Origin of the sequence: Amycolatopsis sp. NPDC052450 (genome assembly GCF_044547565.1) — a bacterium.
Taxonomy (GTDB): Bacteria; Actinomycetota; Actinomycetes; order Mycobacteriales; family Pseudonocardiaceae; genus Amycolatopsis.
Window position 1 is genome coordinate 186,139 of sequence record NZ_JBIUAQ010000011.1, and the last position, 13,739, is coordinate 199,877.

Here is a 13,739-nt window from a genome sequence, read left to right on the forward strand (position 1 = left end):
GTTCCCCTCAAGCTAGACGCGGGAGGGGCTTCAAGTGGACGCCGTCATCGCCGACCTCGGCGAGCACTGGCCGGTGTACGTCACCATGCCGTTCATCGCGGCGCTGATCGGTTACGTCACCAAACGCGTCGCCATCGAGATGATGTTCAAACCGGTGGAGTTCGTCGGGATCAAGCCGTTCCTCGGCTGGCAGGGTGTGCTGCCGGCCAACGCCGAGCGGATGGCGGCCACCGCCACCGAGATGCTGACGAGCAACCTCGTCGACCCGAAGGAGATCTTCGCCAGGCTCGACCCGGCCCAGGTGGCGAAGGAGATCGAACAGCCGCTGCTCCGCGTCGTCGAGGACGTCACCCGCGAGGTCATGGAGCAGTACCAGCCCAGACTGTGGGAAGTGCTGCCGAACACCGCCCAGCACCTGCTGCTCAAACGCGTGCAGGCCGAGGCGCCGCGCGCGATCACGAAGATCATGGGCGAGATCGCCGAGAACATCGAAGACGTGCTCGACCTCAAGCACATGGTCGTGACGAACCTCGTGCGCGACAAGGCCTTGCTCAACCGGCTGATCCGCGACATCTCGCGGCCGGAGATGCGGTTCATCGCCCGGTCGGGGATCGTGTTCGGGTTCTCCCTCGGCTGCGTGCAGCTGCTCGTGTGGGCGCTGACGAAGTCGCCGATCGTGCTGCCGCTGTTCGGCATCGGCATCGGCTGGTTCACCGACTGGATCGCCCTGAAGATGATCTTCCTGCCGCGTGAGCCGAAACGGTTCTTCGGCTTCTACGCCTGGCAAGGCGTGTTCCAGAAACGCAAGGACCAGGTCGCCGCCGACTACGGCGACATGATCGCGCGCGAGATCATCACCATCCCGAACCTGCTCGAAGCCGTGTTGAGCGGGCCGAAGTCGGACAAGCTGTTCACGATGATCACCCGTGAGGTGCAGCGGACCATCGACGCGCAGGCGAGTGTCGTGAAGCCGTTCGTCGCGATGGCCGTCGGGAGCAGGCGGTTCCAGGAGATGAAGCAGACGGCGGCGGCGAAGGCGGCGGCACGGATCCCGGAGACGATCCGGCACGCCGAGAGCTACGCCGTCAACGCACTCGACGTCCGGAACACCATTGTGGACAGAATGCGGCGGCTGAACCCGCTCGAATTCGAGCAGTTGCTGCGCCCGGCGTTCCGGCAGGACGAGTGGAAACTGATCGCCGTCGGCGCGGTGATCGGTGGACTCGTCGGTGAACTTCAGGTGCTTCTGCTGCTCCACTGACGGCCACCCGATACCGTTTCCCCCTTCCCTGAGCGAAGCGAGGAGGTCGTGTGGACGCCGTCCTGGACGACCTCGCCCGCCATTGGTGGCTGTACGCCGCGATCCCGTTCGTCGCCGCGCTGATCGGCTACGTCACCAAACGCGTCGCCATCGAGATGATGTTCAAACCGCTGGAGTTCGTCGGGATCAAGCCGTTCCTCGGCTGGCAGGGCGTGGTGCCCAAACACGGCGGGCGGATGGCGGCCGTCGCGACCGAGTTGCTGACGTCGAACCTGCTGGACGTCAAAGAGGTCTTCCGCCGGATCGACCCGGCGATCATCACGCGCGAAATCGAGCAGCCGCTGCTGCGGGCCGTGGACGAGGTCGCCCGCGAAGTGCTCGAAAAGCACCATCCCAGGCTCTGGGAGGTCATGCCGACGATGGCGCAGGAACTGCTGATCAAGCAGGTCCAGTCGGCGACGCCGCGGCTGGTGCGCGAGTTCATGGAAGAGATGACCGCGAACCTCGACGAGGTGCTCGACTTCCAGCATATGACCGTGCAGCGGCTCACCAGGGACAAGAAACTGCTCGTCCGGCTGATCCGCGAGACGTCGCGGCCGGAGATGGCGTTCATCGCGCGCACGGGGATCTACTTCGGCTTCGGGCTCGGCATCGTGCAGGCGTTCGTCTGGGCGCTGACGAAGGAGCCGTGGGTGCTGCCGATCTTCGGCGGCTGCATCGGACTGTTCACCGACTGGCTGGCGATCAAGCTGATCTTCGTGCCGCGCGAGCCGGTGCGCGTCGGCCGGGTGATCCTGCAGGGCAAGTTCCAGCGGCGGCGGGCCGAGGTCGCGCACCAGTACGGCGAGATGATCGCGAACGAGATCCTCACCGTGCCGAACCTGCTCGACGCCGTCCTGCGCGGGCCGCGGTCGGACCGGCTGTACTCGCTGGTCGAACGGCTCGTGTCGCAGGCCGTCGACCGGCAGGCGAGCGTCGCGAAACCGATGGTCGCGATGGCCGTCGGCGGGCAGCGGCTGAACGAGATCAAACAGGCGGCCGCGCGGAAGGCGCTGGAGCGGCTGCCGCCGACGATCCGCCACGCCGAGGGCTACCTGACCGAGGCGATGGACGTCGCGAAGATCGTCGAGCGGCGGATGCTCGGGCTGACGCCGCTGGAGTTCGAAGGTCTGCTGAGACCGGCGTTCCGGCAGGACGAGTGGAAGCTCATCGCGGTCGGCGGGCTGATCGGCTTCCTGGTCGGTGAGCTGCAGGTCCTCCTGATGCTCCACTGACGCCGGATCGCGTTTAGCCCGCTAAACGCGAGCTGCCGGGCGGGGTGTGGCGGAGGAGTGCCGTGCCCCCAATGTCACATTGGGGACGCTGAGCGTCTCCAATGTGACATTGGGGGCATGAGGTCCCGGAGCCGGGCGGAGCGGGGGCACGGGCATCGGTCCCGGATCGCGTTTAGCGGGCTAAACGCGCTTTGGGGGCGGTTCTCACGTGCGGGAGACACGGGATGATTACGGTGGAGGGGTGGCGTCCGAACCCCAGCAACTGCCAGCCGTCCACGAGGCGTGGCTTCCGCGTGAGCACGCCTTGCACCGTCCTCGCCACGGTGGCAGGCAGCTGACCGCGCTGATCAGCGCGCTCCTGTTCTTCACCACCCCCGCGCTGCTGTGGGTGTTCGGCGTGCGGCCCGGCGAGATCGAGAACCACAAGCTCGCGAGTTTCCCCGGCCTGGACAAGGGCTGGGGGTTCTTCACCGACCTGCCGACCTGGGCCATCGACCAGCTGTCGTTCCGGCCGGGCGCGATCGCCGCCGCCGACGCGATCAGCCGCGGCGTCTTCGGCGAGGGCGCCCCGCTGGACCAGCCGCCGCCACAGCAGCAGGCGGGCCCGATCCCCGCGCCGCCGGCGCCGACGCCGTCCAAGACCGCGCCCACGCAGGGGCCGACGCCGAACGCCGCGTCGGGCTACCGCCGGGTGGTGCAGGGCCGCGACGGCTGGCTGTACTACGGCTACGACGCGGACGCGAAATGCGATCCGTCCCGTCCGCTGACCGAGACGATCGCCAAGATCAACGAGCTGCGGCGCGCGGTCGAGCAGTCGGGGCGGCGGTTCGAGCTCGTCGTCGCGCCGGACAAGTCGACGATGGTCCCGCAGTTCCTGCCCGACACCTATCCCGGCAAGGACTGTTCGCGGTCGGCCGAGGCGGCCACCTGGCACCGGATGCTCAAGGACGCGCGCGCGATCGACCTGCGGCCGGAGCTGCGCGCGTCCGAGGGCCGGGTGCAGCGGCCGGTGTACCCGTCGAACGACACGCACTGGGCCGACGAGGGCGCGCTGGTGATGACGCGCGCCATCGCGAACGCGATCAAACCGGGTGTCACGCAGACCTGGGTCAGCGTTCCCGTCGGCCAGTACGACACCGTGGCCGATCTGCCGCCGCTGATCAGCAAGCAGGGCACGAAGACGAACACGCTGTACAGCCTCCGCCCGGACGGCGTCGTCGAGCGAGCGGGCGAGCCGAACGGCGACATCGACCGGCCGGTGTATCGCACGGCGAGCCCGCTGATCGGGACCGTGGACGAGAAGATCCTGATCTACGGGGACTCGTTCACGAAGGCGTCTTCGCGGTATCTGTCGGGCGCGTTCACGAACCTGACGATGCTGGCGCACTTCACCCAGAAGACGCCACAGGCCGAGGCCGTCGACGCTTTCGTGAACGCGAACGTCGTGGTCATCGAGGCCGTGGAACGCAGCGTGGCCGGCGGTCAGCTCGCGTTCATCGACCCCGTTTTCCTCGAAGCGGTCAAGAAGGCATTGGCCGAGCACCCGGTGCGCTGAGCGCCGGTTCCGGATCGGCGGGCTCGACGCGGATCCGCGAGTTCCTGCCGCGCAGCCACGCGATGAGGCGGCAGACCAGGTAGATCACGAACGAGATCGCCGTGACGAACGCGCTCACCGGCTTCCCGGGCGCGAGCGAGAGGATGATCCCGCCGAGTGCCGCGATCTCCGCGAAGACGATCGACAGCACTGTCGCCTTCCACGGGCTCGCCGTGACCCGCGCGGCCGCCGCGGCCGGGGTCACCATCAGCGAGACCACGAGCAGCGCGCCGACGATCTGCACGCCGAGCGCGCTCGAAATCCCGACGAGTACCGCGAAGATCAGCGACAGCAGCCGCACCGGCACGCCGCGCGCCGTCGCGACCGCCGGGTCGACCGTGGCGAACAGCAGCGGCCGGTAGATCACCGCGAGCACCACCAGTACGACGACCGACGCGCCGACGAGCAGGTTCAGGTTGGTCGAGTCGATGGTGATGATCTGGCCGACGAGGATGCCGAACTTGTTGGCGCTGCGGCCTTCGTAGAACGACAGCAGCAGCACGCCCATGCCGAGGCCGAAGGCGAGAATCACGCCGATCACGGAGTCGCGTTCGGACTCCCGGCCGCCGAGGATCCCGATCAGCAGGGCGGCGATGACGGCACCCGCGAGGCCGCCGAGTTCGACGCCGACCCCCAGCAGCAAAGCACCCGCCGCGCCGGTGAACGCCAGTTCGGCGGTGCCGTGCACGGCGAACGACATCCGCCGCATGACCACCAGCGGGCCGAGCACCCCCGCGACCAGGCCGAGGACGGCGGCCGCGAGCAACGCCGTCTGAACGAAGTCGAGGCCGAGCAGCTCACCGGTCAGGGCGAAGTCGAACATCTTGTCCACGGTGTTTATCCAAGAACCCGCGACCGGGATCGCGTCGCCAGGGCGCGAGTTCGCGCCGTCCGTCGAGTTGGTCTGCCAAGGCGCCCCGCCGCCCCGATTCCGAGGCCTCCGGCCGGGGCGGGTTCCGCGTGTGGTCCGGGCCGTACGAACGACTTCACTTCGTCTTCCACGGTGTCTACGAGGCCCGTTCGTCGATGTGGTGGGGTTCGTCCTCGCACAGCGCGCTCTGCGCCCCGGCGACGTGGATCTGCCCGCCGACCTTGAGCACCTCGATCCGCGTGCCGTACAGCTCGGACAGCGTCTCCGAGTTCATCACCTCGTCCGGCTTGCCGACCCGGAACTGGCCGTTCACCAGATAGAGCACCCTGTCCACATAGGACAGGATCGGGTTGATCTCGTGGGTGACGAACAGGACGGCGGTGTCCGCCGAACGCCGTCGCTCGTCGATCAGCTCGCTGACCGCGCGCTGATGCGCGAGGTCGAGGGAGAGCAGCGGCTCGTCGCACAGCAGGACTTCGGGGTCGCCGACCAGCGACTGCGCGACGCGGAGCCGCTGCTGCTCGCCGCCGGAAAGCCGCCCCACCGGTTGTTTCGCGTACGCCTGGGCGCCGACGGACTCGATCGCCCTCGACACCAGTTGACGTCGTTTCGAAAGCCCGAAGAGGCCGGTGCCCCACCGGTGCCCGTCCAGGCCGAGGCCGACCAGGTCCACCCCGCGCATCGTCAGGCCCTCGTCGAGGGCGCGCTGCTGCGGGATGTAGCCGATCCGCCGGTTGGTCCCGCCGGGGCGCCGCCCCGCGATCTCGACCGTGCCCTCCGGCAGCCCCTGCTGACCGAGCAGGACCTTGAGCAGGCTGCTCTTCCCGGAGCCGTTCGGCCCGAGGATCGCGAGGAACTCGCCGGGTTCGACGTCGAGGTCGAGCCCGGACCAGAGGGTCCTGGAGCCGAACGCGAGGCTCGCCCCGCGGACATGGACCGCGGGGCGCGCCTCGGCGGGTACGGAACTCACTACTTCAGCGCTCCCGCCAGCGAGTCCACTTCCTTGGTCATCCATGCAATGTAGTCGGTCACACCCTGGGGAAGCGTTTCGGTGACGTCGACGACGGCGATCCCGGCGTTCTTGGCGTCGCCGACGACCTGCTGGGTGACGGGGGTGGTGGTCTGCGCGTTGTTGACCAGCGCCTTGACCTGCTTGCCCGCGATCAGCTGCTTGACCTCGTTGAGCGCGGCGGCGGGCACGTCCTGCTCCGCTTCCACGGCTTCGGCGAAGGCGGGCGGAGTCGCGTCCGTGACCTTCGCGCTGTCGAGGAGGTAGTGCGCGACGGGTTCTGTCGCGACCACCTTGGCGTTCGAGCCGCCCAGGCCCGAGACCTTCTTCAGCAGTTCCTGGGTCTTGCCCTTGAACGCGGTCGCGTTGGCGGTGAAGGCGTCCTTCGAGGCGGGCTGGATCTCGCCGAGCTTCGCGGCGACCTGGTCGGCGATCTTCTCGACGCCGGGCAGGCTGTACCAGACGTGCTCGTTCTCGTTGCCGGTCGCGGCGATGTCGACGGCGACCAGTTTCTGCGCGCCGGTGGCCTGGTCGGCGAGCTTCGAGAAGAAGTCGTCGTAGCCGCCGCCGTTGGACAGCGTCAGCTTCGCGTTCTTCGCGGCGATGGCGTCGCTCGCGGTGGTCTCGTAGGAGTGCGGGTCGGCCGAGGGGTCGTGGATGATCGAGGTGACCTCGACCTTGTCGCCGCCGACGGCGGTCACGACGCTGCCCCAGACGTCGGTCGAGGCGACGACCTTGATCTTCTCGCCGCCGCCCGGGTTCGCGGCGGACGCGTTCTGCGAGCCGGAGCTCGTCGACGCCTTGTCGCCGGACGCGCAAGCCGTCGCGCCGAGCGCGAGGACGGCCAAGGCCGACACGGCCGCGAAAACACTCTTAGTACGGCGGGAATTCATTTACTGCACTCCTGCGGAAGCCCAGGCCAGGTGTCCCCAATGCCGGGTAATGGAAACCGTTGTCAGATTCAACTCTACCCCATACGGCTGACGGTGCCCGCCGCGCTGGTATGACCTGTACCCAGGGTCACTCTGAATCGAGACCTGCCACACGTCGGGTGATGCTTCTGCAAAACGTTCTGAACCGTTACGGTTTGCGGATGGGCCGTCCTATCCGCACCAGGAGGCAGGCGACACTGGCGTCGTTGGCCGCAGAGCTCGGTGTGTCGAGGACCACCGTCTCGAACGCCTACAACCGGCCAGACCAGCTGTCGCCCGAGTTGCGCCGTCGCGTCCTCGAGACCGCGCGCCGCCTCGGCTACCCGGGCCCGGACCCGGTGGCCCGTTCACTGCGGACGCGCAAGGCGGGTGCTGTCGGTCTTTTACTCACCGAAAACCTCTCCTACGCCTTCCGCGATCCCGCCGCGATCGGCGTGCTCGAAGGGCTCGCGCTGGCGTGCGAGGACGCGGGCGTCGGCCTGCACCTGGTCCCGGCGAGCCCCGGTCGCGAGGACGTCGCGGCCGTGCACCGCGCCGGCGTCGACGGTTTCGTCGTCTATTCGGTGCCCGACGACGACCCGCATCTCGGCGCCGTCCTGGAGCGCCCGGTGCCGACGGTGATCGTCGACCAGCCGCGCGTGGACGGGGTCGACCGGGTCGGCCCGGACGACGCGGCCGCGGTCACCGCGATGGCCGAGCACCTCATCTCTCTCGGGCACCGGCAGATCGGCGTGCTGTGCATGCGGCTCGCCCGCGAGCGCAACGACGACTTCGTCTCCATCCAGCGGCAGAGCGCCGCGCACTTCCACGTCCAGCGGATCCGGCTGGAGGCGCTGGCCGCCGCGTTCTCGGCGGCCGGGGTCGACTGGGCGACCGTGCCGGTGGTCGAGCGCTTCGACCACACCGTCGACGACGGTGCTTCGGCCGCACGGCAGCTGCTCGACGCGTATCCGCAGGTCACCGCCGTGATCTGCACCTCGGACATCCTCGCGCTCGGCGCGCTGGCCGAAGCGGAACGCCGGGGGCTGCGCGTGCCGCAGGATCTGACGGTCACCGGTTTCGACGGCATCACCGAGGCCGAGCGGTCCGGGCTCACCACGGTCCACCAGCCGGTGCTCGAGAAGGGCAAGGCGGCGGGCAAGCTGCTGCTCAGCTCCGCCGACCGGGTCGGGCCGAAGGTGATCACCCTGGCCACGGAACTGCGGGTCGGCCGCACGTCGGCGCCGCCGAGGACAGCCGAAGAGCGCTGGTTCGGGCCGTGACATGAGCCCCGAAGTGTTGCCCTCCTCCGGCCCGCCCGGTTCCAATGAGCCGGTGACCTCCATCGACGTACTGCTCAAGCGCAATCAGGAGCTGGGCGATGTCACCCCCGGTGACCGTTCCTCGCCGAGGCCGTCGCTCCACGTGACGATTTTGACCTGCATGGACGCCCGTATCCGGGTGTTCGAGATCTTCGGCCTGATCCAGGGCGAGTCGCACATCCTGCGTAACGCGGGCGGCGTCGTCACCGACGACACGATCCGTTCGCTCGCGCTGAGCCAGCGGAAACTGGGCACCCGTGAGGTGCTGATCGTCCAGCACACCGACTGCGGCCTGTCCATGGTCACCGAAGACGACTTCAAGGACGAGCTCGAAGCCGCCAGCGGGCTCCGGCCGACCTGGTCGGTCGAGGCGTTCCGCGAGGTCGAGGACAGCGTGCGCCGGTCGGTGCAGCGCGTCCGGCGCAGCGACTTCCTGCCGCACACCGACAACGTGCGCGGCTTCGTCTACGACGTGAAGCTGGGGCGGTTGCATGAGGTCGCGCACTGACGGAAACCCGCCGAAGGGGCGCCGATCGCACTGAACGTCACGTTGGGCGGGAAGGCGCCCCTTCATCGTGTTTCCGTGGGGCCTCCGGCCCCAAAGAGGGCGCGCGTCGGTGAAGTCTCCGTCGGGCGCGGGGCGCCCTTTGGGAGACGCCTTTGGGCCCGGCGGGTCGGACCTTTTAGAGTGGGCCCGGTGGGCGTCGACGCGGATGTGCTGACCGAATGGTTCGACGAAGTGGGGCGCGACCTGCCCTGGCGTGAACCGGACTGCACCGCGTGGGGGGTGCTCGTCAGCGAGATCATGTTGCAGCAGACGCCGGTCGTGCGCGTCCAGCCGATCTGGCTCGAATGGATGGCGCGCTGGCCGGTGCCGTCGGCGCTGGCGGCGTCGTCGCAGGGCGAGGTCGTGCGTGCCTGGGGCAAGCTCGGCTACCCGCGCCGCGCGTTGCGGCTGCATGCCGCCGCGGCCGTCATCGCCGCCGAACACGGCGACGTCGTTCCGTCCGATGTGGACACTCTGCTCGCGTTGCCGGGTATCGGCGCGTACACGGCGCGCGCGGTCGCGGCCTTCGCCTACGGCAAGCGGGCGCCGGTGGTGGACACGAACGTCCGGCGCGTGGTGGCCAGGGCGGTGCACGGCGCGGGTGACGCCGGGCCGCCGTCGAACACCCGCGACATGGCCGACGTCGAGGCGCTGCTGCCGCCGGAGGACGCGCCCGCCGCGAAGCTTTCGGCGGCGCTGATGGAACTCGGCGCGCTCGTCTGCACCGCGCGGTCACCACGGTGCGCGGACTGCCCGATCTACGAAGACTGCGCCTGGCAGCACGCGGGCAGACCCGCCTACGCCGGGCCCGCGAAGCAGGTCCAGAAGTTCGCCGGGACCGATCGCCAGGTGCGCGGGCTGCTGCTCGACGTCCTGCGCGGCAGCGAAGGCCCGGTCGAGAAGGCGCGGCTCGATCTCGTCTGGAGCGAATCCGGGCAGCGCGACCGCTGCCTCGACTCCCTGCTGGTCGACGGCCTGCTCGAACAGACCGGGGACGGCCTGTTCGCACTCCCTGGCGAACACTAACGCATTACGACAAAAGTTGGTCAATGGTTGTCATCGGCGCGATGGCGGGTTAGTTTTCCGGCCAACGCGCATGATGGGAGTTTCGCCCGTGGCCGACTTCGACCGACGTACCGCGCTCAAGGGCGGCCTGACGGTAAGCGCCGTCGGGCTACTGGGGACAGCGACGATTTCCGCCGCCGACGCGGCGTCCGGGGTGGCAGAACCGAAGATCCACGGCACGTCCGCGTGGAACGCGCGGCCGCCGAGCGGCGCGATCGAGGTGCAGAACCACAAGCCGACGTACATCGTCGTGCACCACACGGTCGATCCGGGGAACGTCACCGACTACACGCTCGAACACGCCTTCTGGGCGTCGCGTTCCATCCAGAATTTCCATATGGACACCCGTGGCTGGGTCGACACCGGCCAGCAGTTCACGAACAGCCGCGGCGGGCACATCACCGAAGGCAGGCATCGCAGCCTGGAGATCCTGCGCGGCGGGACCCAGCACGTGCTGGGCGCGAACGTGGGCAACAACAACAGCACCTGCATCGGGATCGAGAACGAAGGCCTCTACAGCAAAGAGGACGTCACGCCGGCGCTCTGGGACTCGCTGGTGAAGCTGGTCGCGTACATGGCATCGCAGTACGGGATCTCGCCGGAATTCATCAAGGGACACCGGGACTTCAACTCGACCGAATGCCCGGGAACCGTGTTGTACAACCGGCTTCCGGAGCTGCGCACCGAGGTCGGGAAGCTGCTGGGCACCGCTTCGCCCAAGGTGGACCTGCCGGAGTGGCCGCTGCTCAAACCCGGCGACAGCGGGCCGCGCGTGCGGACGGCACAGGAGCTCCTGCGAGCACGCGGTTTCGCCGTGCCCGTCGACGGCCTGTTCGGACAGTCCACAAAGGACGCCGTCGCCGCGGTGGCGGCCCGGCACGGACTGGAGCGCGACACCTGCGGCGCGACCGCGGCGACCGACGAGACCGGCTTCCTCGGCTCCGACGTCTGGCCGCTCATCGTGGGGTCCGGCATGGATCCGCGGGCGCTGAAAGCACGACTCGCCGGCTGAACAGCAGCGGCGAGAGGACGATCAAGGCGGCGCACCAAGGGAGCAGCCCCGTTCCCAGCGGCAGCAGCAGGCCGCCGATGAGCGCTCCCCCGGCGACGGCGCCGTTCCAGGCCGCGATCGTGAGCGACTGGGCGGCGTCGGCCGTGGGGCCCGCGATCAGGGCGGTGACGGCCTGGAAGGCGGTCGGCGCGCCGCCGAATCCCAGGCCCCACAGGCCCGCGGCGGCCAGCACCAGGCCGTGGACCCCGTCGCTCACCCCCAGCAGGACGATGGCGGCGGCGGTCACGGCGGTGCAGGTCAGCAGGACGGCGCGAGGACGGCCGTCGAGCGCGGATCCGACCGCGACCAGCCCGCCCACCGTGGCACAACCGAACACCAGCAGCGCCGCACCCAGCAGCGTCGCCGCGTCGAGCCCGGCGAGAACCGGCCCGATGTAGGTGTAGGCCACGTTGTGCCCCAACGAGAACAGCGCCACCGTCGCCAGCACGGGACGCATCCCCGGCAGCCGTGACGCGGCGAGCGGCCTGGTGGGTCCCGCCGGATCCGCGGGGACGGCGGGCACCGCGACGAGCACCCACACCAGCAGCGGCACGGTGATCAGCGCCATCGCGGCGAACGCCCAGCGCCAGCCGGCCAGTTCGCCGAGCGCGGTACCGGCGGGCACGCCGAGGGCGAAACCGATCGGGGTGCCGGACATGGCCACGGCCAGCGCGCGCCCGGTGAGCCCCGGCGGGGCGAGACGCATCGCGTAACCGGCGACGAGTGACCACATCACCCCGGTCAGCGCCCCGGAAACCACCCGCGTCGCCAGGATCAGCGGATACGACGACGAGACGGCGATCAGCAGATTGGTGATCAGGAAGCCGGTGATCAGCACCAGCAGCAACCGTTTGCGCGGTACCCGCAGCGTCGCGCCGGTGAGCGGGATGGCGGTGAGCGCGGTGGTGATCGCGTAGACCGTCACCAGCTGCCCGGTGGCAGACGGCGAAACCCCCAGCTCCGCGGACATGCCCAGCAGCAACCCGGCGGGCAGCACTTCGGTGAGGCAGCCGAGGAAGACCGTCGTCGTCAGCGCGAGCAGCGCGGGGAGGGGCGGCATGCCCCGACGATCGCTTTCCCGGCGTCGCGCGGGGTAGTCCCTGGCGGGTATGCCGCGGCGTTATCAGCCGGGATAACCCCGTGGCATGCCCGGCTGACAGTGCCGCGCGCGACGCGGACGTACGCACGATGACCGGGCATCCTCCCCCATAGAGAGAGGCTCGTTCATGACCGTGCGGATTCGGTGGCAGGAGCCACTGTGCACCGCGTTGCTCGCCACCACGATGATCGGCGCCTGTCCGGCTTCGGCGGCGGCCCAGCCGGCCCCCGGCAGCGACGGGTACGTGCACGTCTCACCCGACGGCACCGTCCTCGGCCCCGATCCTTACTACCCGAAGGACGGCAACGGCGGTTACGACGTCGACAAGTACTCGCTCGCGTTGGACTACGCGCCGTACGCGATGCTGTTGAGCGGCAGAGCGACGATCACCGCGACGGCGACCCAGGACCTGAGCCGGTTCGACCTGGACCTGCGCGGGCTCACCGTCCGGTCGGTCACCGTCGACGGGATGGCCGCCGCGTTCCGGCGGGCGGGCGAACACGAACTCGTGATCACCCCGCGGACCCCGTTGGCCGCGGGCGAGCGCTTCACGGTCGTGGTCGGTTACGGCGGGCGCCCGGAGCCGATCGCCACGGCACGCGGCCGGGTCGGCTGGCTGGCCGCTTACGGCGATTCCGCCGTGGCCACCGGGCAGCCGCGTTCGGCGATGACCTGGTTCCCTGTCAACGGCACCGAAGTCGACAAGGCGACCCTGCACGTCTCTGTCACCGTCCTGGACGAATTCTCCGTGCTGGGCAACGGTTCTCAGGTCTCCGACGTACCGGCGGGCACGGGACGGCACACCGTCACCTGGGCGGAGGACACCGCCCTCGCGCCGAGTACGGCGATGCTCGGCATCGGGCGCTGGGAGGTCGAGAGGATCACGCTTCCCGGCGGCCGGACCGCGATCAACGCCTACCATCCGTGCGCGACGGGCAACCGCGAACTCGGCGGCAAACTACCCGAGGTGCTGGAATTCCTGACCGGGAAGTTCGGTGACTACCCGCAATCGGCGGCGGGCGGACTGTTCCTCGACCGCTCCCTCGGCTACACGCACGGCGCACAGACCCGGCCGGTCTACGGCCGCGCGGCCACCGTCGCCGACCTGGTGTACGCCAGCGCGTACCAATGGTGGGGCGCCGGGGTGAGCGGCAAGATGTGGCGCGACACGCTGATGCCGGAGTCCATCGCGCGGTACGCGGTGTGGCTGTGGGACGAAGGCAAGAACGGCGTCGACCTCGACCGGCGGTACCGCGAAATGGTGGCAAGGGTGAGCGGTGACGCGGGTTTCTGGGCGCCCAAGCTCACCGATCCGGGCAAGGGCACCGAATTCGCGCCCACCACCAAAGCGGTGCTGATGGTGCACGCGCTGCGGCGTATCGTCGGCGACGACGCGTTCTTCCAGATCGTGGCGGGATTCCCGGTGATCAACCCGCAGGGAAACCAGAACTGGCACGACTTCGAGCTCTACGTCTCCGCGATGACGCAGCTCGACCTCGGCGACTTCAACCGCGCGTGGCTGGACGGCACGGTGCGGCCGCCGGACGATCTCCTCTTTCCGGGGATGTGACACTGGCCTCGTGAGTGGTAAGGCACACGTGGCGTGCCGGAGTGACGGCTTCACGTGGGGGTGGGGGGGGGGGGTGTTGGGGGGCGGGATAGGCCAGCAAGCCCTGCCCCCGCCCGTATGACAGGCCAACAAAGGAACACCGGCCCCCCCCCCCCCCCCCCCCCG

At 69.3% G+C, this 13,739-nt stretch carries 12 protein-coding genes; 8 read left to right on the forward strand and 4 right to left on the reverse strand.

From position 1 onward, the window contains the following. Positions 1 to 34: 34 nt before the first annotated feature. The 3 genes from ACIHAO_RS20565 to ACIHAO_RS20575 all read left to right on the forward strand — a co-directional run bounded on the left by ACIHAO_RS20565 (position 35) and on the right by ACIHAO_RS20575 (position 4,090). The gene (locus ACIHAO_RS20565) at positions 35 to 1,261 is read left to right on the forward strand and encodes a DUF445 domain-containing protein (RefSeq protein WP_396560053.1); all 1,227 of its coding nucleotides are present in this window, start codon (positions 35 to 37) and stop codon (positions 1,259 to 1,261) included. A 50-nt stretch (positions 1,262 to 1,311) separates the two neighbouring features. Then, entirely contained in the window at positions 1,312 to 2,535 is a 1,224-nt protein-coding gene (locus ACIHAO_RS20570) for a DUF445 domain-containing protein (RefSeq protein WP_125786132.1), read from the forward strand. Positions 2,536 to 2,776: 241 nt separating this feature from the next. Continuing rightward, complete coding sequence (locus ACIHAO_RS20575; RefSeq protein WP_396560055.1) at positions 2,777 to 4,090, forward strand: hypothetical protein; 1,314 nt, start codon at positions 2,777 to 2,779, stop codon at positions 4,088 to 4,090. On the opposite strand, the gene ACIHAO_RS20580 is transcribed toward ACIHAO_RS20575, so the two are convergent. The 3 genes from ACIHAO_RS20580 to ACIHAO_RS20590 form a co-directional block, all read right to left on the reverse strand. Beyond that, on the reverse strand, positions 4,056 to 4,961 hold the full coding sequence (locus tag ACIHAO_RS20580) for a metal ABC transporter permease (RefSeq protein ID WP_125786134.1): 906 nt from the start codon (positions 4,959 to 4,961) through the stop codon (positions 4,056 to 4,058). The two genes, ACIHAO_RS20575 and ACIHAO_RS20580, sit on opposite strands and share 35 nt — an antisense overlap. 175 nt (positions 4,962 to 5,136) lie before the next feature. Then, a complete protein-coding gene (locus tag ACIHAO_RS20585; RefSeq protein WP_125786135.1) occupies positions 5,137 to 5,970 on the reverse strand; it encodes a metal ABC transporter ATP-binding protein in 834 nt (277 codons plus the stop codon). Next, entirely contained in the window at positions 5,970 to 6,902 is a 933-nt protein-coding gene (locus ACIHAO_RS20590; RefSeq protein ID WP_396560058.1) for a metal ABC transporter solute-binding protein, Zn/Mn family, read from the reverse strand. Before ACIHAO_RS20590 ends, ACIHAO_RS20585 begins: the two co-directional genes overlap by 1 nt. A gap of 200 nt (positions 6,903 to 7,102) precedes the next feature. On the opposite strand from ACIHAO_RS20590, the gene ACIHAO_RS20595 reads away from it, so the two are divergent. The 4 genes from ACIHAO_RS20595 to ACIHAO_RS20610 all read left to right on the forward strand — a co-directional run bounded on the left by ACIHAO_RS20595 (position 7,103) and on the right by ACIHAO_RS20610 (position 10,866). After that, positions 7,103 to 8,203, forward strand: coding sequence for a LacI family DNA-binding transcriptional regulator (locus ACIHAO_RS20595; RefSeq protein WP_125786137.1), 1,101 nt, complete (start codon positions 7,103 to 7,105; stop codon positions 8,201 to 8,203). A 52-nt stretch (positions 8,204 to 8,255) separates the two neighbouring features. Next, on the forward strand, positions 8,256 to 8,750 hold the full coding sequence (locus ACIHAO_RS20600; protein ID WP_396560060.1) for a beta-class carbonic anhydrase: 495 nt from the start codon (positions 8,256 to 8,258) through the stop codon (positions 8,748 to 8,750). Between the two features lie 189 nt (positions 8,751 to 8,939). Then, complete coding sequence (locus ACIHAO_RS20605) at positions 8,940 to 9,815, forward strand: A/G-specific adenine glycosylase (RefSeq protein ID WP_396560062.1); 876 nt, start codon at positions 8,940 to 8,942, stop codon at positions 9,813 to 9,815. Between the two features lie 88 nt (positions 9,816 to 9,903). Next, on the forward strand, positions 9,904 to 10,866 hold the full coding sequence (locus tag ACIHAO_RS20610) for an N-acetylmuramoyl-L-alanine amidase (RefSeq protein ID WP_396560064.1): 963 nt from the start codon (positions 9,904 to 9,906) through the stop codon (positions 10,864 to 10,866). Here the strand turns inward: ACIHAO_RS20610 and ACIHAO_RS20615 are convergent. Beyond that, positions 10,811 to 11,965, reverse strand: a complete 1,155-nt coding sequence (locus tag ACIHAO_RS20615) for an MFS transporter (protein WP_396560066.1) — start codon at positions 11,963 to 11,965, stop codon at positions 10,811 to 10,813. The genes ACIHAO_RS20610 and ACIHAO_RS20615 overlap by 56 nt on opposite strands. 166 nt (positions 11,966 to 12,131) lie before the next feature. Here ACIHAO_RS20615 and ACIHAO_RS20620 point away from each other — a divergent pair, with 166 nt between their 5' ends. Beyond that, positions 12,132 to 13,574, forward strand: a complete 1,443-nt coding sequence (locus ACIHAO_RS20620; protein WP_396560068.1) for a M1 family metallopeptidase — start codon at positions 12,132 to 12,134, stop codon at positions 13,572 to 13,574. The last annotated feature ends 165 nt before the right edge of the window (positions 13,575 to 13,739 follow it).